A 23,861-nucleotide genomic window follows, 5' to 3' on the forward strand; every position below is an offset into this window, starting at 1 on the left:
AATGCACTTAAATGTAGCAAAATGCGCCCATTCATCGCATTGGTAAATTTTCTGTTGAGGATAATCTAAAAATAAATTGTCCATTTAAAAATTATAAATATTTTTAATAAAGTATTTTTTAATAATTAAAACAATATCTTATTCTTTATTTTAAAATATTGGCACGCTCATTGCTATATTCATCTTGAGTCAAAGACGACTCTAATAAAATTTGTAAGACGGCCAACGACGTCCGCTCTGATCGACTCTGCTGTGCAGCAATCCGCATAGCAGATAACCCAATACGTTCAGTTTAGGTAGGAGATGGTCATGTCTTCAAATTTAGATGCTAAAAAAGCAACAAAAATTAGTCTTTTTAGTTTCAGCAGTGCAGCGATGAGAGCCTTCCACATGAGTTGGCTCGCCTTTTTTGTCTGCTTCTTTGCGTGGTTTGCATGTGCGCCACTCATGCCTGTGATAGCAGGTGAGTTCCATCTCACGAAAGATCAAATTGCCAATATTAATATCGCAGCTGTTGCGATCACGATTTTAGTGCGTCTGATCGTCGGTCCTTTGTGTGATAAATATGGGCCTCGCAAAACGTACACAGCACTTTTGATTATTGGCAGTATTCCTGTATTTGGTGTTGCTTCTGCAAATAGTTATGAATCATTCCTATTCTTTCGATTGCTGATTGGGGCGATTGGAGCAAGTTTTGTTATTACGCAATATCACACCAGTATCATGTTTGCGCCGAATGTAGTCGGTACAGCAAATGCAGCTTCAGCAGGCTGGGGAAATGCAGGTGGTGGTGCGACTCAAACTTTAATGCCATTGATGTTAGCTGCACTGGTGATGTTTGGTGTAGAGCAAGCAATGGGTTGGAGAATCGCACTGATTGTTCCAGGTGTGCTTATGCTAATCGTAGGTGCAATGTATTGGAAATTTACTCAAGACTGCCCACAAGGTGATTTTAAAGAACTTCGTGCACAAGGTCTAAGTGTTGGTAGCGACAAAAAAGGTGGTGTTGCTATTTTGATGCACGCTGCAAAAAACTATCGCGTTTGGATCTTATTTGGTGCTTATGCAGCATGCTTCGGTATCGAAATCTTTATTCATAATGTTATCGCAATGTATTACGTCGATCATTTTAAATTCGGTTTAAAAGAAGCTGGAATGGCTGCGGGAATTTTCGGTTTACTTGCATTATTTGCTCGTGCACTTGGCGGTATTGTTTCAGACAAAGTTGCAACTCAAAAAGGCTTAGATGGTCGTACTAAAGTTTTATTTGCAATGATTTTGATGGAAGGGTTATTCCTCATCGTATTTTCGCAAATGAACACGGCAATGTTTGCAATCCTAGCAATGACCGTATTCGCTTTATTTACTCATATGGCATGTGGTGCAACATACGCTTTAGTCCCTTTTATTGACCGTGATGCTTTAGGGGGGGTAGCAGGCATTATTGGTGCTGGTGGTAATGTCGGTGCGGTTGCGGCAGGTTTCTTACTTAAAGGTATGTTGGATATTCAAACAACATTGATGATTTTAGGTGGCTTAGTCGTCATCGCTGCAAGTTGCGTGTTAATGATTCGCTTCTCAGTAGAGCATAAAGAGAAAGAACAAAAGTTGTTTGAGGCTGCTGTACTTGAACGTGACAGCATGGAACAAAATGCTTCAGCAAGTGCGAAGCAAAGTATTTAAGCCAAAAATAACGAAAAGAATTGAGGAGAATTGATATGAAATTAGTGATGATTGGTCATGGCATGGTTGGACACAAATTCATTGAATCTGTGTTGGAAAATGCAGGCGATGATGTTGAAATTACCATCTTGGCAGAAGAGCCACGCTTAGCATATGACCGCGTACATTTGACTGAATATTTTACTGGTAAATCGGCAAAGGATTTAACACTTTGCCGTTCAGACTTTGCCGATGCTTATGGAATAGACCTGCGTTTAAGCACTAAAGCAACAACGATTGATACAGCCAATAAACTCATCACCACAAATCATGGTGATGTGATCAGCTATGACAAATTGGTTCTCGCTACAGGTTCGTATGCTTTTGTACCTCCAATTCCGGGTAATGATCGTCAGAACTGTTTTGTTTACCGCACGATTGAAGATTTAGATGCAATCCGTGCAGCCAGTCTAAATGCAAAAACAGGTGTGGTGATTGGCGGTGGATTATTGGGTTTAGAAGCAGCTAAAGCCTTACGAGATTTAGATCTCGAAACACATGTGGTCGAATTCGCGCCACGCTTAATGGCTGTGCAAATTGATGATTTAGGCGGTAAAGTTTTACGCTCAAAAATCGAAAATTTAGGTGTAAAAGTTCATACCCAAAAGGCAACTTCATCGATTGAAGATGGTGTAAATACCACGCATGTGATGAAGTTTGGTGATGGTTCTGAACTTGAAACAGATATTGTTTTATTTTCGGCAGGGATTCGTCCACGTGATGAATTGGCGCGTCAAAGCGGGTTAGCCATTGGCGAACGTGGCGGGATTGTGATCAATGATTATTGCCAAACCTCTGATGCAGATGTTTATGCAATTGGTGAATGCGCATTATGGCAAAATAAAATCTATGGTTTGGTTGCACCGGGCTATGACATGGCGCGTATTGCAGCAAAACATGTGATGGAACAAAGTTGTAATGAGTTCGCTGGTGCGGATATGAGCACGAAGCTGAAATTAATGGGAGTCGATGTTGCTTCTGTGGGTGATGCACATGCGATGACGCCAAACTCACTCAGCTATTTCTATGCTGATGAGGACGAAATGGTCTATAAAAAGATCGTCGTCAATGCTGAAAAAAATAAGTTATTAGGTGCGGTACTCGTTGGTTGTGCCAAAGAATATAGCGATTTATTACAAATGATGTTGAATGGATTGGACGTTCCTGAAAATCCTGAAAGCTTAATCATGCCAGGTTATGCACAGTCTTCTACAAAATCAGGTGGTAGTGGTGTAGATTTGCTACCTGATAGTGCAACGATTTGCTCATGTAACAATGTCTCTAAAGCAGATATTTGTAGCGCAATTGCAGATGGTTCAACGTCTCTAGGTGCTTTGAAAAAATGCACCAAAGCTGCAACAGCATGTGGCGGATGTGCTGCATTGGTTACCCAAGTTTTAAAATCTGAATTGCAACGTCAAGGTGTGACGGTAAATAACCATATCTGTGAACATTTTGCTTATTCACGTCAAGAGCTGTATCACTTAGTACGTATCAATGAAATCAAAACTTTTGATGATCTGATTCAACAACATGGTCATGGTCTAGGTTGCGATATTTGTAAGCCCACTGCTGCGAATATCCTTGCTTCTTGCTGGAATGATTTTGTTTTAAAACCAAGTCATGCAGGGCTTCAAGACAGTAATGATTACTATCTTGGCAATATTCAAAAAGATGGTTCTTATTCTGTCGTACCCCGTATGGCGGGTGGTGAAGTTACTCCTGATGGCTTAATCGCCGTAGGTCAAATTGCTAAAGAATATGGTTTATATACCAAATTAACAGGTGGGCAACGTGTCGACATGTTTGGTGCACAAATTCACCAACTGCCTGAAATTTGGGAAAAACTCATCGCTGCTGGTTTTGAGTCAGGTCATGCTTATGGTAAATCATTGCGTACTGTGAAGTCTTGTGTAGGTAGTACATGGTGTCGTTATGGTGTAGACGACTCAGTCGGTTTGGCTATTTTCCTTGAAAATCGGTACAAGGGCTTGCGTTCACCGCATAAATTAAAAATGGCGGTTTCGGGTTGTACTCGTGAATGTGCCGAAGCACAAAGTAAAGATGTGGGCGTGATTGCGACTGAAAAGGGCTGGAATTTATATGTCTGTGGTAATGGCGGGATGAAACCACGTCATGCAGAATTATTGGCTTCAGACTTGGATACGCAAACTTTAATTAAGTACATCGATCGTTTCTTTATGTTCTATATCCAAACAGCAGATCGTTTACAACGTACTTCGGTATGGCGTGACAACATGGAAGGTGGTTTGGACTACCTTAAAGATGTTGTAGTCCATGATTCGCTTGGTGTAGCAACTGAACTTGAATACCGTATGAGTCATGTAGTGGGTACATATCAAGATGAATGGCGCACTGCGGTAGAAGACCCTGAAGTACGCAAACGCTTTGTGACCTTTATCAATGCAAAAGCAGAACAACAACAAGATCCGCACATTCAATTTGCAGAAGTTCGTGGTCAAATTCGCCCAAAAACTGAAGCAGAACGAGATAGTAGCCGTATTCCTGTAGTTGAAGCTTAACAAATTAAGGTATTCAAACTTTTCATGTTCTTAACCCTCTTTGTTTTCTCTCTGAGCTTTGGTTTTAAGTGCTACTTTAAAACCAAGCGCAAGAGAAAATATGAGGTAGATAGAAAAGTTTAAAAAGGATAAAGACGATGACAATTTTAAAAGATATGAATGAACTGGATTGGTTAGATATTTGCGCTTTGGAAGACATTACTCCAAATACAGGTGTCGGTGCGTTGTTGGATGATCAACAAATTGCAATTTTTAGGGTAGGCAGCGAAAAGCGTGTTTATGCTTTAAGCAACCAAGACCCATTCAGCAAAGCCTTTGTAATGTCTCGTGGCATTATTGGAGATTTACAAGGTGAGCGTGTCGTCGCTTCTCCAATTTACAAACAACATTTCAGCTTGGCAACAGGCCGTTGTTTGGAAGATAAAGACCAAAAACTTTTTGTTTTTCCAAGCAAAATTGAGAATGGCCGTGTGCTCATTAGCCCAACACCACAAAAAACTTATATTACCAATAATGGAACTTCTCAAGAAAAAATGAAGCTGGTTCTGATTGGAAATGGTCTGGCAGGCATGCGTTGTTTGGAAGATTTGTTAGATATGGCACCTGAGCGTTATGAAATTACCGTGATTGGTGAAGAACCATGGGGTAACTATAACCGTATCATGTTGTCACCAGTATTATCGGGCGATAAAACCATTGATGATATTATGTTGCATCCACATGCATGGTATAGCGATAAAAATATTCGCTTTATCGCAGGCGATCCAGCAGTGCGTATCGACCGTCCACGTAAGCATGTTTATACCGAAAAAGGTTTAATGGTGGATTATGATCGCCTGATTTTAGCAACAGGTTCAAAGCCATTTATTCCACCAGTAAAAGGCGCTGATTTAAAAGGTGTACTCAGTTTCCGAGACATTTACGATGTCAACAGCATGCTTGATTATTGCAAATCTAAAAAGAATGCTGTGGTGATTGGTGGTGGCTTATTGGGTTTAGAAGCGGCGTATGGTTTAAAACAACGTGGCATGAATGTGACCGTTTTACATCTGATGGATCGCATTATGGAGCGTCAATTAGATGGTAAAGCAAGCCAAATGCTACGCCATAGCATTGAGCAAAAAGGTATTTCGATTATTACTGAAGCCAATACTGAAGAATTAATTGGTGTAGACGGACATGTCACTCAAATTAGACTTAAAGATGGCACTATTTTAGATGCAGACTTAGTGGTTTTTGCTGTGGGTATTCGTCCAAATATGGCTTTGGCACAAAGTGCAGGCTTACGTTGTAATCGTGGTGTATTGGTGAATGACACCATGCAAACGTATGACCCGAGTATCTATGCTGTTGGTGAATGCATTGAACATCGTAATCAGACTTTTGGATTGGTTGAGCCATTATGGGGACAAGCATTCATTTGCGCATCACATTTAGCAGAGCATGGTAGTTTAACCTTTAAAGCACCAACTGTTCCGACACAGTTAAAAGTCAGTGGTTGTGATGTGTTCTCAGCAGGTCGTATTGATTTAGAAAATAGTGAGCCTAAAGAAGATTTTGAAGACATTATTTTGAATGATGAAAAACGTCAGATTTATAAACGCATTATTATTCAAAAAGATAAGGTCGTCGGTGCAGTATTGTTTGGTGATACTGAAGATGGTGTTTGGTATGCAGAATTAATTTCGGATCAAACCTCAATTTCTTCTATTCGCAATAAATTATTGTTTGGTAAGGATTTTGCATTAAAGAAAGCAGGGTGAAGTAGTCTCCCTAATTCCTTTTTAAAAGAGTGGAATGTTCTAACCCTAAACAATTTAGGTATTGAAGTCCCTTCTCCCTTAGGGAGAAGGTTAGGATGAGGGGGATTTTTAATATAAAACCTCCCCCTACCCCCTCCTGAAAGGAGGGGAAATAAAAGCTTTATCAGGAGCGAAGCAGAAATGAATAGTATCCCTGTAATGGAACTGCATAGCTCCACAGAAGAAATGATTAAAACCACACAAACGACATGCCCTTATTGCGGTGTGGGGTGTGGTGTAACCGCAACAGTTCAAGAAACTGCTTTAGGGCAAAAAGTATCTGTTGTTGGTGATGTTAATCATCCATCAAATTATGGAAAGCTTTGTATTAAAGGCAGTAATTTAGCAGATACAATTGGTTTGGAAACACGTGTTTTGCACCCCATGTTAGGGCGTAAAACTCATTCAGAAACAAAAACTTTAAGCACGCATAGAACACAAACAGACTGGGATACAGCGACTGATTTAATCGCCAATAAATTTCAACAATATATTGACCAATATGGTCGAGACAGTATCGCTTTTTATGTTTCTGGTCAGCTTTTGACTGAAGATTATTATGTCGTTAATAAATTCGTAAAAGGTTACCTCGGTACAGCCAATATTGATACCAATTCAAGACTATGCATGTCGTCAGCAGTAGCGGCACATAAACGTGCTTTTGGTGAGGATTTAGTTCCTGCAAGTTACCAAGACTTTGAACATACCGATATGGTGGTTTTAGTCGGTTCAAATACCGCTTGGTGCCATCCTGTTTTATACCAACGTATTATGCAAGCGAAAGAAAAGCGGGATTTATTCGTGGTGGTCATTGATCCACGGTTTACCGCAACTTGTGAAGCTGCTGATTTACATCTCCCCATTCTGATTGGTCAAGATGTTCGATTATTCAATGGCTTATTGCAGTATTTACATCAAAATGGTCATGTCGATGCTGAGTTTGTAGAGGCGCATACCCAAGATTTAAAAGCTGCTCTCGAAGCTTCTCAATCGGAAGCTGATATTGCTGAAGTTGCAGCTAAAACAGGAATTTCACTGGAAAAATTACAGTTATTTTTTGAGAAATTTGCACAAACTAAAAAAGTGATGACACTGTTTTCAATGGGGGTGAATCAATCTTCTCGTGGCGTAGACAAAGCCAATAGCATTATCAATTGTCATCTTTTGACTGGAAAAATTGGTCACTTAGGTGCTGCACCATTCTCAATGACAGGTCAACCGAATGCCATGGGCGGACGCGAAGTGGGTGGTCTTGCCAATATGCTCGCAGCACACATGGATCTAGGCAATGAACAACATCAACAGTTGGTTCAACAATTTTGGCAAAGTCCAATCATTGCAGATCAAGTTGGTTTAAAGGCTGTTGATCTTTTTGAAGCTGTTGAAAGCGGAGAAATTAAAGCGATTTGGATTATGGCAACCAATCCTGTGGTGAGTTTACCCAATGCAGATCAAGTCAAACGTGCTTTGGAAAAATGTGAGTTTGTGGTCGTTTCTGATATTTGTAAAGACACCGATACCACGCAATATGCCGATGTATTGTTACCTGCACTAGGGTGGGGTGAAAAAGAGGGTACGGTCACCAATTCCGAGCGTCGTATTTCAAGACAACGTGCCTTTTTAGACAGTCCAGAGCAAGCCAAAGCAGACTGGTGGTCTGTTTCACAAGTTGCTAAAAAATTAGGATTTGGTGGTTTTGATTTTGAAAATAGTCATGACATTTTCAAAGAGCATGCTCAACTTTCTGCTTACCAAAATGCAGAGATTTCACAACCTTCAGAGACAGCAGTTTTCCGTTATTTTAATTTACAAGGTTTAACTGATTTATCCATAAATGAATACAATCAACTCGAACCTACACAATGGCCTATTTTAAATAAAAATCAACAAGATGGTGCGGTTGCTCAGTTATTTTCAAATGGGCAATTTAGTTACGCAGATCGAAAGGCAAAGTTTATTGCAACAATAGCGATTGATCCTGTAAATCAAGTTGATAGTGAATATCCTCTAATTTTAAATACTGGGCGGATTCGTGATCAGTGGCATACCATGACCCGTACAGGTTTATCAGCCAATTTAAGTACACATAAAGCTGAGCCTTTTTGCGAAATTCACCCGAATGATGCTTTGAAATATGGTTTGAAAGAAGGTGAGTTGGTCGAGATTAAATCGGCTTGGGGAAATTGTGTATTGCGTGCGGTGCTGAGTGATAATATTCGCCGAGGACAAATATTTGCTCCAATTCATTGGAATGATCAATTTGCTTCAGATGCACGGGTTGGCAAAGTGGTTAATCCTGTCGTAGATACAATTTCAGGAGAACCTGAATTTAAACATACACCTGTGATGATTCAACCATTTTATACCCAATGGCAAGGCGTGTTTTATGTAAGAGAAGGCTTTGAACATCTCGTCAAAGATACGATTGAGGATGTTGTGTGGTGGACAAAAATTCAAACGGCTAAAGCAGTACGTTATGAATTGGCAGATCGTCGTCGATTTACCGAAACCACAGCACAATTGAAAAAGCTTTTGCCATTTGATGATGAAAGTTTTGAATGGTTAAATCTTGAAGATCAAACTGCACATATTAGTCATAGCGTGGTGTTGCAGGATGGGCATTTGATTGCCAGTTTATACATTGCACCAAAGGCGTTATTGCCAGATCGTGATTGGGTGGCAAGTCTCTTTAAGCGTGAGCGTTTAAGCGCAATGCACCGCAAAGCTTTACTAGCAGGGCAAGCAATGTCGATGGGTGAAAGTGAAGGGCCTTTGGTGTGTAGCTGCTTTAAAGTAGGTAAAAATCGAATTATCCAAACCATTAAAGAAAAGAATATTACCAATGAAAAGCAAGTCACAGCATGTTTAAAAGCAGGTGGGAATTGTGGTTCATGCTTACCAGAAATTCGAGGATTAATTAAGGCGTATCAGACAGAAACAACTTGATTTTAATCTAAATGAATTTATGGGTTAGTGCATTTTAAACAACCGATAAGCAAGTAAGTACGATACTTACTTGCTTATCAACTAGTTATGGAAGAAGCATGTTTGCTGAGTCAGCGCCAATTGAAACGATAACACCAATCATGAAGAAACCACAGAAGATAGAAAACCATACAATCATACGCTTGAAATCTTTATCTGAAATTGAGCTATCAGCATATTTTTGCGGTTTTTTTGGGTCTTGATCGTTATTCATTACATCATTCTCTGAATGCTTATCTTGAACAAATTATGTGTTGTAAATGAATTGTTCGGTAGATACAAAATTTAAGAAAAAAAATATAACAGATCAGCTTTAAAATTCAAATCTGTTATAAAAATAGATACTGTTACCCAAATCATTATTTGAACTTTTATGGGGCTGTACTTTTATTCATATATCATGATAGCTAATTTAGCAACGTGTATAAAAATCATTCAACTTTTTCAAAGTGCAGGGTGATTTGTTGTTGTAAATCACCAATAAGTAATTCTAATGCAGTTTGAATCCGAGTATTGATTTCAAATGAACAATTGATACGAATATGATTTTTATTTTGCGTCGTTGCATTGAACAAAATATTGGGTGCAACGCTGATATTTTTTTCAAGTAGACGTTGATAGAGCAAAGTACTATCCAAATATTCAGGAAGTTCGACCCATAGAAAGTAACCTGAAGGATAATATTCAACGCAGCATTGTGTCGGTAAATATGTATTTAAATAATTAAAATATTGTTTTTTCAGCCTTTGTAAGGTTGAACGAAGGGTTCTAAGGTGTTTTTCATAATGACGGTGTGGTAAATACTCGACTAAAGCATTTTGAATAAATGAATTGACTGAAAGCGTGCTCATGAGTTGGATATGTTGAATATGTTCTGAATATTTTCCCGCATAGACCCAACCGATACGAAAGCCTGCCCCTAAGGGTTTAGAAAAAGATGAGCAATGTAAAATGAGGTTTTGTTGATCAAAATACTTCATTGATAAGGGTTTTTTATTTCCATAATAAAGTTCTTCATACACATCATCTTCAATGAGATGAATTTGGTGTTGATGTAATATTTTCGCTAATTTGAGTTTAATATCATCATTCACCGTAAATCCAATCGGGTTTTGACTATTTAACATCATCAAACAGACTTTAATTGGGTACTTTAAAATCGCCTGTTCAAATGCTTCAATATCAATACCATCAACAGGATGTTCTGGGATCGTAATCACTTTTAAACCTAAACGTTCAGCCGCTTGCCAAGCGCCGTAAAATAAGGTTTGTTGTAATAAAATATAGTCACCCGGTTGCGTGACAGCCTGTAAGGATAAATTCAGCGCATCTAAACCGCCAGAAGTAATCACAATATCGGATGGATCGGTAGGAATCCCTTGCATAGCATAACGTTGAGCAATTATTTTTCTTAATTCATAGTTTCCTGGTGGCAAACTGGGCGTTTGTTCATAGCTACGTCGTTGTTTGGCAAGTTGCCCAAGTGTTTGGATCAATTTAGCAGAATAGAGCAGTTGACTATTGGGAAAGGCTGATCCTAAAGGAATAATATGCTCTGATTGAGTCGATTTTAAGTATTTGAATACAATCGAGTTAATTTCAATTTTGTGACTGATGGCAACATGTTTTTCTATCGTATGACTTTGATTTTCTGCAACGAAATAACCTGATTTTTCTTTAGAATAAATTAAGCCTTGTGCTTCGAGTTCTTGATACGCATTCATCACCGTAATTAAACTAAAGCCAGATTGTTCAACTTGCTGTCTTAAAGAAGGAAGTTTTTCATGTGCTTGCCATGTTTTATTTTCAATGAGTTGTTTTAAATGTTGCGCAAGTTGTTCAGATTTATACATAAAAGGTGACCCGAAAACTTAAATTAAAATTTAGCCTAAGATATGGATAAAACTGGAATAAACTTGTAAATCAATTTTTATTCACCAAACCGAAAACCAAATATCCATAAGAAAAATATAACAGATCTGTGCTGAAACAATAAATCTGTTATACATATATTTTATTTTTTTGTAGCTATATCTTCATTGTTTAACACGCCAAAATGACACCAATCATTCAAGTTTGATGAGTTTGCATAAGTCATATTCATCATGGTTAATGTATTTATGATCAATGTTTTTTGTTCAAATGAACTCATATTTATAATGGTGAAGAAATGTTTGTTACAGCGCAATTGAAGTCTCTTTCTGAGTTTGTGGACGAGAATGTGTTATCCGCAAAAACACAGAATATTCTAGAATTATATTATTTAAATTTGGAAGCTACATTGCTCAGAGCGAAAGTTTTGAGAGAATTCTCTAAAACTCAATCGTACTCAATCATCCAAAGTAAAATACTTCCAGAGCAAGCCAGTTTAGCGTATCTATTCGCACCGTTTATTTTATCAAATTTAAATAAAACAGTGATTTATACAACACCAGCATCATCTGCTGTGATGAATGTTTTAAATCATTACTATCAAGCAGATCAAAAGTATTCATCTGAACAAAAGCAAAACTCAAATCCAAACAAGGTTTTAGACGCTTTAAATATTTTTTTGGATATTCAAAGTTTAGCGTTGAGTGATTCAGATTTTATTTATTTAAATGTGATCAAAGCACTGTGCCGAGCAGATGTTTCGACGATTTTTCTTATTACAGATCTAAAGTTGGATCTTAAAAAAGTTTTAGAAATCGAATCATTTTTTAATGTAAGAATTCTTCAAATCAGAACACATGCGGAGCAGTACATTCCAGACAGTTCAGCACTCAATATAAACCATTTATTATTTAAAAATAAGAATGCATTTTATACCGATTTATGTAGCCAATTTTCATATATCAACGCGCAACTGTTACAACATTGTGATCAATATCGTTTTGATCAAGCTCAACATTTAATCGAAGATATGTTCTATTCAGAGCATATTATAGAAAAACTTTCGGTTTATTCTGAATATATGCAAACATGTTTACAGCAGGAAAAAGCAGTGTTTATTTAAAATTATTGTGTTGTTTTAGCTAAAACAAAATGATTCGAACAAACAGTTCAGATAAACAGTTCCAAATTAAAAAACTTAGATTCTTAGATGAAGTACAACAATATTTTCCAAAGAAATTATATGCTTTTTCAGTATTGTCTCGTCTTTAATCGATGAGACAATACTGTTTTCTGTACTAAAAATTAGTGACGTGGAATCCGAACGGTTAGCGCTGTCCATAAAGCTGCGATTACTTGCAACGCGCATATAACCAAAAATCCAGTAGCGAAGCTTCCTGTTAATTGACTAAACTTACCGATCAAAACTGGTGCAATAAAAACTCATTCAAGAATGATGTTACTCGGAACCTTAAAGAAGAAGTAACCAATGAAAAACATACAGACACCAATGTCGTATGCAACATCATTAAGCTTAAGTGCTTGACTCATTTGTAATTTGGTAAAAAATATTTATTCGATCTATAAAGTTAATTAGGTATCTATTTCAATTTGAATAAGATGGATATTGTAAAATTACACAGCAGATAAGAATTCAATTGTTTAATTGATTTGAGTTAACTAAGATTAGATTGCTCCAAGCGTCTATTAATAATCATTTTTTTAAACTTTTAAAACTCAGTTATTTTAATATCTTTCCAGCTCAAGTGATTCATACCTCGATCATCAGCTTCAATTGTTGCTGAACTTAACGTATTTTTTGTCTTATCATTTTGATCTGTGATATTAAAAAATATATGACAATAGTTTTAAAACCTGCGCTGTATGCCTATTTTAATATTGAGATTTAGGGTGATGATGGTCAAATAGTTTTTGTGAATTATTATTTTTATTAAAAATAAAACACTCCAGAGATGCCGCTGCATGGTCGTTACCCTGAACCCGATGAGTTCAAGGTGGACGTGACGTACACTTAATGGGTTTCCCACTCAAGGTGGGCATACACTCAAAATATACAGAACACATCCATAAGTTTAAGTATCGGCAGGGGAATAGACGTACTGGCGAACACCCTAGAGTTGTATTAAGTATACATAATTTAAGGATTGAGGCAAATCACCAAAGCTCATAAATTATAAACACAGACCTCAAAAACCAATCGATCGCACGGAAAAAAAGCAGATTATTCCGCTTTTTCAACCTCTTCCAAAATGTCGCCCAACAGTCGTTCACATTGTGCATATTCTTGTAACGATTTATTCATGGTCAATACTTCTTGCATTAGCTCCAAAGCAACCATGATCACCAGTTTATTGTGTTCAACATTAGGAGCTTTCCGACGGAACTCCTGAAACTTGTCATTTAAAAGCTGACCTGCTTTTTCCAAATCAGCCTTTTTATCTGAAGTCGTCGCTAAACGAAACACTTGTTCAATCAGACGTAATTCAACCGTCGCATGTTCAGTCATACTTAAACTTCCTCATTCACTTCTGTCGGATGAGCAAGTTGTTGAATTTCTTGCGCATGATGATCTTGTTCAGTTCCCAAAATCGAAAGACGTTGAATAATCGCTTCAACTTTAGCTTTGGCTTGTTCATTTTTCTGAATTAAGCGTTCACGTTCATCTTTAAGATTTTTAATATCTTGTAAATGATGACGTTGTTCATTCACTATTTTTTCTTTCACAAGGCGTAATTCATTGCGTTCAGCTAGAATTTCTTGAAAACGATTTTTTAAATCCGTACAACTTTTTTCCAAACGACCATAACGTTCAGCTAACGATGTCGCATCGGTATTGAGTTGTTGGAATTGTCCTTGCAACTGAGTGAGTTGATCAGTAAGTGACTCAATTTCATCCTGTTTTTGAGTAATAATACTGTTTTTATGACTAATTTGAGAATGAGCTTGCTCTTCGCTGTTATCTTTTTCTTTTAACAGCGATGCATTTTCTTTCTCAACATTTTCAATTCGTGTTTTTAAAACACCAATATGCGTCTGTAGACGCTGTAATTGTTCTAACATATCGAGGTCGCACAGATTCGCAATCAAAGGTAATATATAGAGAAGTATAGAGATTGGATAAGCGAATGCAAGACGATATTTCAGGTTGGTCGGATTGGAACCAAAATTTTGATGAGATTGAAGAAATTTCAAGCCCGAGTGAGTTACATGGCTTAGTCACAGGTATAGTTTGTGTTACGGAAGCGCCAACTCGTGATGAATGGTTACAAATTTTATCAACGCTAGATGTACCAAAAATAGACGATGCTGCGATTGCACTTCTAGCTGAAGAAGCGGAAGACATTTCACATGCATTATCTGAAGACGATTTAGACTATTTACCAATGCTTCCAGATGATGAACATACATTATCTGAGCGTGTTCAAGCTTTAGCAGATTGGTGTGAGGGTGTTGTTTTAGGATTTGGCTTAGCGTCAGGACGTATTCGTTCTGACGAACAAGAGCTGATCGAAAGTTTACAAGATGTTGCGTCAGTCGAATTTGATGAATCAGATGATGATGAAGAGGGGGAAGCAAGCTACCTCGAACTATACGAGTTTGTACGCTTGATCCCAATATCATTATCCATGGGACGTAAAAAAGTTGCTGTTGCTGAAAGTTCTTTGCTACAAAATTTGCATAGTAAGATGAAACAAGCAACGGATGGTTCTGATACAAGTAATTTGGTTGAAATGTTTACTCCGCATCGCCCAAGTTAAAAGATCTAATTATTTTCAAAAATGATGCAAATATTCTGTAAAGGGTATTTGCATTTTTTATGCCGTGATTGTAAGTTAAGGTCATAATTAACAGATTCAATGATTTGAAATATAAGCTGAATATAAAATGAAATTAAGCCAAGCAGATTTTCAGGAACGTCGTGACCGCCTCGCTGAGCAAATGGGTCCGAATAGTATTGCGATTATTGCAACCAGTCCTGAAGTGATGCGTAATAGTGATGCTGATTATAAATTCCGTACCGATAGTAGTTTTTTTTACTTAACAGGATTTGCTGAACCAGAAGCAGTCGCAGTGATTGAAACGGATCGAACTGGTCAAGACTATACTTATAGTTTGTTTTGTCGAGAACGTAACCGTGAGATGGAAATTTGGAATGGTTATCGTGCAGGCATAGACGGCGCAATTGATGATTATGATGCAGATGAAGCCTATGCAATAGATTTACTCGATGAAGAAATTATTGCCAAAATTTTAAATAAAGAAAAATTATTTTATCGAATCGGACAACGTGCCGATTTTGATGCAAAAGTAAGTACATGGATTAAAAAAGCCAATCAAACTGGGCGTGGTTTTGGTGTTCCTACGCAATTGGTACAGCTTGATCAAATTTTAGATGAAATGCGTGTATTTAAATCTTCGAAAGAAATTGAATTGATGCAAATCGCTTCCAACATCAGCGCTGAAGCACATACCCGTGCGATGCAGAAAGTCCGTCCTGAAATGATGGAATATGCTTTAGAAGCTGAATTGAATTACATCTTTGGTCAGAATGGTTGTGTTCCTGCATATAACAGTATTGTTGGTGGCGGTGAAAATGCCTGTATTTTGCATTATGTAGAAAATAATAAACCGTTAAAAGATGGTGACTTGGTTCTAATCGATGCGGCATGCGAATACGAATATTATGCCTCAGATATTACCCGTACATTTCCTGTAAATGGAAAATTTAGTCCTGAGCAGAAAGCCTTATATCAAGTTGTACTTGATGCGCAAATTGCAGCGATTGATGCGGTTCAAATAGGTCTTTCATATAAAGAACCTCACAACGTTGCAGTTCGTATTTTAGTGCAAGGTTTGTTGGATTTGGGCATTATGCAAGGGGACATTGAACATATTATCGAAACTGAAAGCTATCGTAATACTTATATGCATGGCACAGGTCATTTGATTGGTATGGATGTGCACGATGTCGGTTCATATAAAAATGAAGATGGTGAATGGCGTGTGTATGAAGCGGGCATGGTGGTTACTGTAGAGCCGGGCTTATATATTGCACCTGACGATGAATCTGTTGATGCGAAGTGGCGTGGTATTGGTATTCGTATTGAAGATGATGTGGTTGCAACAGAAAATGGTCCATTGGTTTTGACCAAAAATGTTGTGAAGTCGGTTGAAGATATTGAAGCTTTAATGGCCAAGTCGAGATAATTTTGTATTTGAATAGTCGATGAAATATCCGATTTATCAAAAGTAAATATGGAAAAAGTTCTAGATGGTCATAACAGAATCTCCAGCTACTCAGAGTGAATATCAACTTATTTCTGAATGGCTTGAATCACGATTTTATCACTGTATTGGTGTCACGGCTTTTCTTGAGCAAACGAAAGTCGTAGATGCTCAATGGCATCTTTTGCGGTTATATGATCCAAACAGACCAGATGTACTTTTAGGTGTTGCTGTGGTACTTGCAAAAGGCACATGCTTTTGGTTACCAGAAGCGTCTTGTTTTGCTGAATTGCTTTGCCCATCGATGATGAATTTCCAACCACGTCGGATTGTAACCACCTCCGTTGGTCGTGATGTATTGCGTAGTGTTGTAGTGCCTCGGGTACACATGTCACGAGAGTACGATCAATGGATCATGGTCTGTACAGGTCGTTTCCCACAAGCGAATGGGCGTATGGCAAATTTGTCAGATATCACCCGTCTTGTGGAATATCAGCACCAATATAATGAAGAGCGTTCAGTCGAGGAAGTATCAGACTGGAACATACTCATCGCGCAAGAAAAGGTTGCTGTATATGAAGTAGATAGTCAGATTGTGTCTATTGTTCGGTTTGGAATAGAAACAGATCGGCTGGTCAGCATAGGTGGAACTTACACATTTCCAGCGTATCGTCGGCAAGGTTTTGCTGAGTGTGTAGTTGCATTTGTCGTTGATCGAATCGTTTCCACTGGGCGTATCGCCCACTTAATTGTTGATATTGATAACCAAGCTGCGGTCGCACTTTACCACCAGATGGGTTTTGAGTGTGTAGGGGAGTCGTATGTAGCCTATCCAGCGTATGTATAAACAAGAATATGTATAAAAATAATAAAATATTTTATTTGTAATTAGATTATTATTTTTAATTATAAACACATAAGATATTGAAATTTATTAAAAATAAAAATGATACGCGGATTCATTTTGATTGTTTTTTATTTTGATCGTATTTTAATTTCATACTTACTATTCGGTAAGTACTTACAAAAAGTAAGCTTGTCATTTAGTATAGATATTATCCAAAGAAAAATGTGATTTTGCACATATTTCAATCCTTATATTAAATGAGAAAAAGTTATGGCTACTCCAATGTTACATTGGATTTTAGATCCTATCTGCGGCTGGAGTTATGGCGCATTACCTTTAATTAATGCAGTTGAAGCAGCATTCCCTGATTTACAACGTCTACACTTTGGTGGATTGTATAGTGAAGATCATCAGCCACAAATGACTGCAACGATGCGTACCCAAATCATTCACTATGATGAGCAAATCCATCAGCTTACTGGTGTTGTTTTTGGTGATGCTTATAAAAATGGATTATTAAAAGATCATCAACTTTTTATGAATTCTATACCTGCAACACATGCTTTACTCGCAGTTGAGCAAGGTTTGGGACATCATGCAAGTGTGTCTTTTTTGAACTTGATACAACAAGGCTATTATCAGCAAGGTTTAAATATTACACAATATGATGTGATTGCCCAACTCACTTCCAAATTAGGTGTGAGTGATGAGCAATGGTCAAAATATTTAGGTGCTATAGATCAACAGCAAATTGATGAATCTATTCATCATGCCCGTAGACTGTTGTCACAAGTTCAAGGTCATGGTTTTCCAACCTTGGTATTTGAAAATCAAAATGGTGAAATAAATAAGATCGCCGTTCAACATTTTTACAATAAATCACAGGACTTCGTGAGTTTTGTGGCGCAACAACTTAAACATTAATTGAATCACTTTAAATATAACTGAGGTCATCATATGAAATTATTTTTAAAATCACTTTTGGTCAGTTCAATCGCTCTAAGCGCTTCTGCCTTTGCCGCAGAATTAAGCTATAAAGTTTATAATCCGCAAACTCAAGCGATTTTCCCTGTGACATCCACTTTGATCACGGGTGAAAAAGATGCTGTATTGGTTGATGCGCAATTTAGTGTAAACGATGCGAAGAATCTGGTAAAAATCATTCAAGACAGTGGTAAAAGTCTAAAATATATTGTAATTACAGCAGGTGATCCAGATTATTATTTTGGGTTAGAACCGCTTGTTCAGGCATTTCCAGATGCCAAAGTGATTGCTACACCTGAAGTGGTTAAGCATATTCAAGCAACGAAAGAGGGGAAATTTGCGTATTGGGGGCCAATCTTAAAATCAGGCGCACCATCACAAATCATTGTTCCCAATGTGATTGAAGATAAATCCATAGAGCTGGAAGGTGAACGAATTGAAATTAAAGCACCGGGTAAATATGCATCTTATTTGTGGGTTCCAAGCAATCGTACTATTTTAGGTGGTGTAGGTTTGTCATCGGGTATTCATTTGTGGACTGCGGATACACAAAGTAAAGAAGCGCGTGATGAATGGAAAAAAGTGCTTAAACAAATGAATCGTTTGCGACCTAGTGCCGTGATTCCGGGTCACTATATCGGTGATATTCCTACTGGGACACAAGCCATTGACTTCACGTATCATTATCTTGCTGATGTAGATAAAGTCTTAAAAGATCATAAAGATTCTGCATCTGTGATCGCAAAGTTAAAAGAAAAATATCCGAACTTTGCTGATGAAAGTTCTTTAGAGCTCAGTTCTAAAGTGCTGACTGGAGAAATGGAGTGGAAATAATTTAAGGGTTATTGTGTTATGAAATTTCTATTTGCATCATAATCAATAAACCAAAAGAAGTTCGTTATGCATCATTTGATCTGTTTTTAGATAAAGTGATGCGTAATGTAAATATCTTGGATAAATAAATTTTAGATCATTGGATTGTTTTATATCAGTGATATTTAACTTTAATATCATCTTGAAAATGTGTTCTTTTAACCATTCAAATTGTTTGTGATATCAACAATGCTAATGTTGTTTAAGTGCAAAGGACTGGAGTGTATTCACTGAAATATCACGTAGCCTTGCAGGCTTAACTGATTAATATTGACTGTGATCTTTTAAATTGATTGAAATGGCATTACCAAACGAACGCAGTTGCTTTTATTTTTTAGGTCAATACAGCTTTGTATTGGTTTTTGAGGATGGTTTTTTATATTAGGAACAACGTATTGATTCAGTACAAATAAAATAACAATTTCCTATTTCAATATAAAAATAGCTGACCTTCATGTAATATAAAATTAATCAAGATTATAAGTATTCAGTAAGCTGAATCGCGTATAGAAAGGATCAAAGCATGCAACAAGAAGTCATCATCGTGGGCGGTGGTATGGTTGGGCTGAGTTTGGCATTGATGTTAGCGAAATCTAACATCGCTGTGAAACTTTTAGAAGCTGTAAAATATCCAAATTATGACGATGCGACAGTTGCGCCATATCATTCCAGTTTTGATGCTCGAAATACTGCATTATCACGCCGCACTGTGCAGATTTATCAAAAGCTTGGACTGTGGGATGCTTTACAAGAACATGCGACCCCTATTCTCGAAGTGCATATTACTGAACAAGGCAGTTTTGGTAAGGCACGTTTAGTTGCAGAGCAAGAAAAAGTCGAAAGCTTTGGGCAAGTGATTGAAAATGCATGGTTAGGACGAGTGTTGTTAACGCAAGTTCGCCAGCAGCCGTTGATTGAACTGATTGATGGTGTACAGGTTTCTTCACTCCATCAAGATGCTGAATATGTCTATGTTGAAGCTAAACGAGGTGAGGAATATACGCATTCACTAAAATCTAAATTAGTGATCGCAGCAGATGGACGAGATTCATTTTGTCGCCAAGCATTGGGTGTGGGTGTAGATGTACATGATTACGATCAAGTTGCGATTGTAACGGCAGTACAAACATCTAAGCCACATCATCAAGTTGGATTTGAACGTTTTAGCCATTTAGGCCCATTGGCTTTATTACCTTTACCTGGAGAATACCGCCGTTCAGTGGTATGGCCTGTGAAAAAAGGGACAGAAGATGAATGGTTGGGCGATGAAAATGATCAACATTTCTTAGATGCTTTACAAAAAACCTATGGCGATCGTGCAGGAAAATTTCAAAAAACGGGTAAGCGGTTTAGTTTCCCATTGTCACAAGTACTTGCAGAAAAACAAGCAGTTGGTCGTGTGATTCTCATGGGCAATGCTGCACATACGATTCACCCTGTCGCAGGACAAGGTTTTAACCTATGTATGCGAGATGCAGATGTTTTGATGCGCTACATTCTCGAACAAATCGCAAAGTCAGATGATATTGGTGAACCTGAAATGTTGAAAGCCTATGAACAGGCTCGATTGGCAGATCAGAAACGTGTAATTAAATTCTGTGATTCAGTGGTGCGTGGTTTTAGTAATCAAAACCCAGTGCTTAAATTATTACGTAATACAGGTCTAGTGGCTTTTGATGTTATTCCGGGGATTAAGCCTTTGGTTGCCAATTATGCAATGGGATTAAAAGCATGAACCAAGTGAATGAGTCTGTAGAGGTATTGGACGTTGTCATTATTGGTGGTGGTTTGGTTGGTGGTTTAACGGCCTTGTTATTGACGCAAGGTGGGGTACAGGCCACTGTACTTGATGCAGCACCTATTCTCGATGCTGAAAAGACTTTAGCCGTTGCCAATCCTCGGGTACTTGCTTTGAGTCAAGCCACCATTCATTTGTTAAAAACAGTGAATGTCTGGGAAAAGATTGCACGTCAAATGCCTTATACGGGGATGCAGGTTTGGAATAAAAATGGCTATGGTGAAATTAATTTTGGCCATGTCTCTGAAAAATTTCCAACAGCTGAGCAAAGCTTAGGTTCGATGGTTGAGCCAAGTTTACTCAATCTCGCAATTCAGCAACAAATGTTAGATCAATTACAAGATTATCGGACTCAAGTCAAAGTGGTTCGTGTCGAACGTGGTGTGGGCTGTTGGATTATTAAACTTGCAGATGGGACACAACTGAAGACTAAACTTTTAATTGGTGCAGATGGTGCAAATTCTTTTGTACGTGAGCAAGCATTTATTGATCTAGATATTTTAGATTATCAGCAAGCGGGTTTAACCTGTGCGATTCGTACAGCGCAACCACACCAGTATGTTGCACGTCAGATTTTCCATCCAACAGGGCCTTTGGCCTTTTTGCCTATGGCAAGTTTAAATACAGAGCAAGCGGAACATTGGATTTCGATTGTTTGGACATTGCCTGATGATTATGCAGATGAATATGCAGCACTTGATGATCAAGCCTTTTGCCAACTGCTGACGAGAGAAAGTCACCATATGCTTGGCGAGGTGTTAGAAGCAACTCCTCGAGCTAAATTCCCACTCAAAGCACGTGCTGCACAGCGTTATGTAAAGGAAGGTTTGGCATTAATTGGTGATGCTGCACATGTGATTCATCCACTGGCAGGACAGGGGGTGAATATTGGGTGTTTAGACGCTGCTATTTTATGTGATGTGTTGTTACATGATTTAAAACGTGGTGTGTGGGCACATGAACAAACATTGAAGCGTTATGAGCATCAACGGAAAGGTCAAAATGACGCGATGATGCATAGTATGTCCGCAATTGGTTTTCTTGAAAGTGCTGAAATTTTCCCAATCGTTTGGGCGAGAAACTTTGGTTTGAAGCAGATTGAAAAGCAAGTATTTTTAAAAGATCAGTTTATGGCTCAAGCCAATGGATTATCAACCTTAAAGTCGACACGTTATGCTGTTTAAATTTAAATTGATATTTTTTAAACAAACATTGTCATTTTTTATGAATTTGATCAGAAAAAGCACAATTTTTTTGCATAACCCTCTAGCCGAAATCAAAAGAGCTTGCTACATTTCACGGTATAGCATCACCATTTTAGAATGGTAAATTGACGTCATTGATGGGGAGTTTAAAATGACAGATTCTAATGACTATGATGATAATACTGAAGATCAAGCAGTAGATGATGATGAAGCCAAAGCTGCCGAAAAAGGTGCGGCTGCAAGTGATTCAACCGTTTCTGATGCAGACCTAGCTGAAGCAGAAACATTAACCGTGACTGCTAAAAAAAGACAGCGTGAGGCACTCGAAGATGAGGTCGCAGCTTTCTTAGCACGTGGTGGAAGAATCACCGAAGTTCCACCCGATGAAAATGCAAAAGATTGATTTTAAAAGCATCACTAATGTGGTGCTTTTTTATTGAAATTTAATGTCAGCTTTATCAAATGATATTGTGCAGATGAGTATTGATGGTCTAACCCATGCATTTGAATGTGTTTGGTTTACGATAAGCGGAATAGCGTAATTTTTTATCTATTCTATTGAAATATATCATTAAAAAAATAAAAAAATGACATAAAGTATAAAAATGTCCTTTTTGACAAGTGTTGGATTTTTATAGTCAATTCCAAATGAGAAAACTTCAATTAGGCTGAAGTTAATTATTATGGATAAAGAAGAAAATAAGCAGGGATGGGGCTATGCGAGATTTGATAAAAACAGGTTGGAAAATAGACACAAGACAAGTCATTAAAAAAGTTATTTTAATGACGGCATTATCAGCAATTTTACCATTGGCTTATGCTGCACCAGCTTCGGGTCCGAAACTTGATTTGGCATTGTCAGAACATTCAAAAGCAAAAATTAAAAGATTAATGAATGATCCTAAAATTTGGCAACAAATACCTAAACAAGTGACTTTATGTGTATTTTCACCAGATGGCGCAAATGGGGAGGCTTTTGAACAGGCAACCAGTTATATCAGTGAGCTTCCAAGAATTTCACAAGTTGCTAAAGATTTTGGTGTGGACATGAAAATTACTCGTCCAACGAAACTATCCATGCATATTGATTTAAATTATCCGAAATTAAAGAAAACAGCTTCAACCGATATTAATCTGCGTGTCTATACCGATGAACGTGTACTGACGGAAGATTTCCGCAGTAAAAAATGTGATGGTGCAGGTATTAGTAATTTACGTGCACGACAGTTTAATCCATTTGTGGGCAGTATCGATGCCCTTGGTGCAGTACAAAGCTATAAACAGTTGATTACAGTAATTCAGCTATTAGCACGTCCTGAATATGATGCCAAAATGGTAAATAGAGATTACGAAGTCGTCGGAATTGTGCCATTGGGTGCGGCGTATATTATGGTCAATGACCGTCGTATTGATACATTATCAAAAGCGGCAGGTAAAAAAGTTGCTGTCATGAATTTTGATGGTACGCAAAGAAAATTGGTTCAAAATGTCGGTGCACAACCTGTTTCAGTAGATTTACTCAGTGTCGGTGGAAAGTTTAATAACAAAGAGGTCGATATCATGGCTGGGCCAGCTTTGTTATTTAAACCACTTGAACTACATAAAGGAATGACGGATAAGAATGGCAATGCGGTTGGCGGAATTATTAAATTTCCTTTGATCCAAGTGACTGGAACACTCATTATGCATCGCAATAAATTTCCTGCGGGAATGGGGTCAATTGCACGTGAAATGATTTCCAAACAACTCAGTCCTGCATTTCAATTTGTAGATAAAATAGAGCGAGAAATTCCAGACAAGTACTGGATGGAAATACGTGAGGCTGATAAACCTGGTTATACAAGAATTATGCGGGAAGCACGTATTCAGATGACCAAAGAAGGCTATTATGACCCTGCAATGATGAAAATATTAAAGAAAATTAGATGTAGCCAGAATCCGAGCAATTATGAATGTTCATTAACAGACGAATAATTGATATTG

Annotated in this window: 18 protein-coding genes and 1 other RNA gene; 14 read left to right on the top strand and 5 right to left on the bottom strand. The window is 37.7% G+C overall.

What is annotated here, in order from left to right; translation table 11 throughout:
* The first annotated feature begins 303 nt into the window (after nucleotides 1-303).
* The 4 genes from CDA10_RS05450 (at nucleotide 304) to CDA10_RS05465 (ending at nucleotide 9,013) form a co-directional block, all read left to right on the top strand.
* Nucleotides 304-1,683 (top strand): MFS transporter, encoded by a 1,380-nt coding sequence (locus CDA10_RS05450; RefSeq protein WP_171333949.1) that lies wholly within the window; start codon nucleotides 304-306, stop codon nucleotides 1,681-1,683.
* A 35-nt stretch (nucleotides 1,684-1,718) separates the two neighbouring features.
* Complete coding sequence (gene nirB / locus CDA10_RS05455) at nucleotides 1,719-4,265, top strand: nitrite reductase large subunit NirB (RefSeq protein WP_089604494.1); 2,547 nt, start codon at nucleotides 1,719-1,721, stop codon at nucleotides 4,263-4,265.
* Between the two features lie 137 nt (nucleotides 4,266-4,402).
* Nucleotides 4,403-6,028: a nitrite reductase small subunit NirD gene (nirD, locus tag CDA10_RS05460; protein WP_089604496.1), complete on the top strand. Its 1,626-nt coding sequence runs from the start codon at nucleotides 4,403-4,405 to the stop codon at nucleotides 6,026-6,028.
* A gap of 180 nt (nucleotides 6,029-6,208) precedes the next feature.
* Nucleotides 6,209-9,013 (top strand): nitrate reductase, encoded by a 2,805-nt coding sequence (locus tag CDA10_RS05465; RefSeq protein ID WP_089604497.1) that lies wholly within the window; start codon nucleotides 6,209-6,211, stop codon nucleotides 9,011-9,013.
* An 85-nt stretch (nucleotides 9,014-9,098) separates the two neighbouring features.
* Here CDA10_RS05465 and CDA10_RS16885 read toward each other — a convergent pair whose 3' ends face one another.
* Together CDA10_RS16885 and CDA10_RS05470 are read right to left on the bottom strand one after the other, a co-directional pair.
* The gene (locus CDA10_RS16885; protein ID WP_167374951.1) at nucleotides 9,099-9,266 is read right to left on the bottom strand and encodes a hypothetical protein; all 168 of its coding nucleotides are present in this window, start codon (nucleotides 9,264-9,266) and stop codon (nucleotides 9,099-9,101) included.
* A gap of 217 nt (nucleotides 9,267-9,483) precedes the next feature.
* On the bottom strand, nucleotides 9,484-10,905 hold the full coding sequence (locus CDA10_RS05470; protein ID WP_089604499.1) for an aminotransferase-like domain-containing protein: 1,422 nt from the start codon (nucleotides 10,903-10,905) through the stop codon (nucleotides 9,484-9,486).
* A 317-nt stretch (nucleotides 10,906-11,222) separates the two neighbouring features.
* Here CDA10_RS05470 and CDA10_RS05475 point away from each other — a divergent pair, with 317 nt between their 5' ends.
* Nucleotides 11,223-12,047 carry a hypothetical protein gene (locus tag CDA10_RS05475; protein ID WP_089604501.1) on the top strand — a complete coding sequence of 275 codons (825 nt, stop codon included), beginning with the start codon at nucleotides 11,223-11,225 and terminating at the stop codon, nucleotides 12,045-12,047.
* 837 nt (nucleotides 12,048-12,884) lie between these two features.
* Here the strand turns inward: CDA10_RS05475 and ssrS are convergent.
* The 3 genes from ssrS to CDA10_RS05490 all read right to left on the bottom strand — a co-directional run bounded on the left by ssrS (nucleotide 12,885) and on the right by CDA10_RS05490 (nucleotide 14,005).
* Nucleotides 12,885-13,066, bottom strand: a non-coding RNA gene (gene ssrS, locus CDA10_RS05480) — 6S RNA.
* 100 nt (nucleotides 13,067-13,166) lie between these two features.
* On the bottom strand, nucleotides 13,167-13,451 hold the full coding sequence (locus CDA10_RS05485) for a cell division protein ZapA (protein ID WP_089604502.1): 285 nt from the start codon (nucleotides 13,449-13,451) through the stop codon (nucleotides 13,167-13,169).
* A gap of 2 nt (nucleotides 13,452-13,453) precedes the next feature.
* On the bottom strand, nucleotides 13,454-14,005 hold the full coding sequence (locus CDA10_RS05490; RefSeq protein WP_089604504.1) for a hypothetical protein: 552 nt from the start codon (nucleotides 14,003-14,005) through the stop codon (nucleotides 13,454-13,456).
* Nucleotides 14,006-14,070: 65 nt separating this feature from the next.
* Between CDA10_RS05490 and CDA10_RS05495 the strand changes: the two genes are divergently transcribed.
* The 9 genes from CDA10_RS05495 to CDA10_RS05535 all read left to right on the top strand — a co-directional run bounded on the left by CDA10_RS05495 (nucleotide 14,071) and on the right by CDA10_RS05535 (nucleotide 23,852).
* Entirely contained in the window at nucleotides 14,071-14,703 is a 633-nt protein-coding gene (locus CDA10_RS05495) for a UPF0149 family protein (RefSeq protein ID WP_089604506.1), read from the top strand.
* A 127-nt stretch (nucleotides 14,704-14,830) separates the two neighbouring features.
* On the top strand, nucleotides 14,831-16,153 hold the full coding sequence (gene pepP / locus CDA10_RS05500) for a Xaa-Pro aminopeptidase (protein ID WP_089604509.1): 1,323 nt from the start codon (nucleotides 14,831-14,833) through the stop codon (nucleotides 16,151-16,153).
* Between the two features lie 64 nt (nucleotides 16,154-16,217).
* Complete coding sequence (locus CDA10_RS05505) at nucleotides 16,218-17,018, top strand: GNAT family N-acetyltransferase (protein WP_089604511.1); 801 nt, start codon at nucleotides 16,218-16,220, stop codon at nucleotides 17,016-17,018.
* Nucleotides 17,019-17,288: 270 nt separating this feature from the next.
* The gene (locus tag CDA10_RS05510; protein ID WP_089604513.1) at nucleotides 17,289-17,942 is read left to right on the top strand and encodes a DsbA family protein; all 654 of its coding nucleotides are present in this window, start codon (nucleotides 17,289-17,291) and stop codon (nucleotides 17,940-17,942) included.
* Nucleotides 17,943-17,975: 33 nt separating this feature from the next.
* Nucleotides 17,976-18,836, top strand: a complete 861-nt coding sequence (locus CDA10_RS05515) for a Vmh family MBL fold metallo-hydrolase (RefSeq protein WP_089604515.1) — start codon at nucleotides 17,976-17,978, stop codon at nucleotides 18,834-18,836.
* Nucleotides 18,837-19,398: 562 nt separating this feature from the next.
* Complete coding sequence (gene ubiH / locus CDA10_RS05520; protein WP_089604517.1) at nucleotides 19,399-20,610, top strand: 2-octaprenyl-6-methoxyphenyl hydroxylase; 1,212 nt, start codon at nucleotides 19,399-19,401, stop codon at nucleotides 20,608-20,610.
* Entirely contained in the window at nucleotides 20,607-21,857 is a 1,251-nt protein-coding gene (locus tag CDA10_RS05525) for an FAD-dependent monooxygenase (RefSeq protein WP_089604518.1), read from the top strand. The genes ubiH and CDA10_RS05525 overlap by 4 nt, the downstream gene beginning before the upstream one ends.
* 172 nt (nucleotides 21,858-22,029) lie before the next feature.
* Nucleotides 22,030-22,281 (top strand): hypothetical protein, encoded by a 252-nt coding sequence (locus CDA10_RS05530; RefSeq protein WP_089604520.1) that lies wholly within the window; start codon nucleotides 22,030-22,032, stop codon nucleotides 22,279-22,281.
* 380 nt (nucleotides 22,282-22,661) lie between these two features.
* Nucleotides 22,662-23,852, top strand: a complete 1,191-nt coding sequence (locus tag CDA10_RS05535; protein ID WP_228704609.1) for a putative solute-binding protein — start codon at nucleotides 22,662-22,664, stop codon at nucleotides 23,850-23,852.
* Nucleotides 23,853-23,861: the final 9 nt, after the last annotated feature.

The organism is Acinetobacter piscicola (assembly GCF_002233755.1).
In the GTDB taxonomy this organism is placed as follows: domain Bacteria; phylum Pseudomonadota; class Gammaproteobacteria; order Pseudomonadales; family Moraxellaceae; genus Acinetobacter; species Acinetobacter piscicola.

What these genes read in the sequence shown, in the direction of transcription:
- CDA10_RS05450 (WP_171333949.1), top strand. Translation starts at nt 304, where the DNA reads ATGGTCATGTCTTCAAATTTAGATGCTAAAAAAGCAACAAAAATTAGT.
- nirB (WP_089604494.1), top strand. Translation starts at nt 1,719, where the DNA reads ATGAAATTAGTGATGATTGGTCATGGCATGGTTGGACACAAATTCATT.
- nirD (WP_089604496.1), top strand. Translation starts at nt 4,403, where the DNA reads ATGACAATTTTAAAAGATATGAATGAACTGGATTGGTTAGATATTTGC.
- CDA10_RS05465 (WP_089604497.1), top strand. Translation starts at nt 6,209, where the DNA reads ATGAATAGTATCCCTGTAATGGAACTGCATAGCTCCACAGAAGAAATG.
- CDA10_RS16885 (WP_167374951.1), bottom strand. Translation starts at nt 9,266, where the DNA reads ATGAATAACGATCAAGACCCAAAAAAACCGCAAAAATATGCTGATAGC.
- CDA10_RS05470 (WP_089604499.1), bottom strand. Translation starts at nt 10,905, where the DNA reads ATGTATAAATCTGAACAACTTGCGCAACATTTAAAACAACTCATTGAA.
- CDA10_RS05475 (WP_089604501.1), top strand. Translation starts at nt 11,223, where the DNA reads ATGTTTGTTACAGCGCAATTGAAGTCTCTTTCTGAGTTTGTGGACGAG.
- CDA10_RS05485 (WP_089604502.1), bottom strand. Translation starts at nt 13,451, where the DNA reads ATGACTGAACATGCGACGGTTGAATTACGTCTGATTGAACAAGTGTTT.
- CDA10_RS05490 (WP_089604504.1), bottom strand. Translation starts at nt 14,005, where the DNA reads ATGTTAGAACAATTACAGCGTCTACAGACGCATATTGGTGTTTTAAAA.
- CDA10_RS05495 (WP_089604506.1), top strand. Translation starts at nt 14,071, where the DNA reads ATGCAAGACGATATTTCAGGTTGGTCGGATTGGAACCAAAATTTTGAT.
- pepP (WP_089604509.1), top strand. Translation starts at nt 14,831, where the DNA reads ATGAAATTAAGCCAAGCAGATTTTCAGGAACGTCGTGACCGCCTCGCT.
- CDA10_RS05505 (WP_089604511.1), top strand. Translation starts at nt 16,218, where the DNA reads ATGGTCATAACAGAATCTCCAGCTACTCAGAGTGAATATCAACTTATT.
- CDA10_RS05510 (WP_089604513.1), top strand. Translation starts at nt 17,289, where the DNA reads ATGGCTACTCCAATGTTACATTGGATTTTAGATCCTATCTGCGGCTGG.
- CDA10_RS05515 (WP_089604515.1), top strand. Translation starts at nt 17,976, where the DNA reads ATGAAATTATTTTTAAAATCACTTTTGGTCAGTTCAATCGCTCTAAGC.
- ubiH (WP_089604517.1), top strand. Translation starts at nt 19,399, where the DNA reads ATGCAACAAGAAGTCATCATCGTGGGCGGTGGTATGGTTGGGCTGAGT.
- CDA10_RS05525 (WP_089604518.1), top strand. Translation starts at nt 20,607, where the DNA reads ATGAACCAAGTGAATGAGTCTGTAGAGGTATTGGACGTTGTCATTATT.
- CDA10_RS05530 (WP_089604520.1), top strand. Translation starts at nt 22,030, where the DNA reads ATGACAGATTCTAATGACTATGATGATAATACTGAAGATCAAGCAGTA.
- CDA10_RS05535 (WP_228704609.1), top strand. Translation starts at nt 22,662, where the DNA reads ATGACGGCATTATCAGCAATTTTACCATTGGCTTATGCTGCACCAGCT.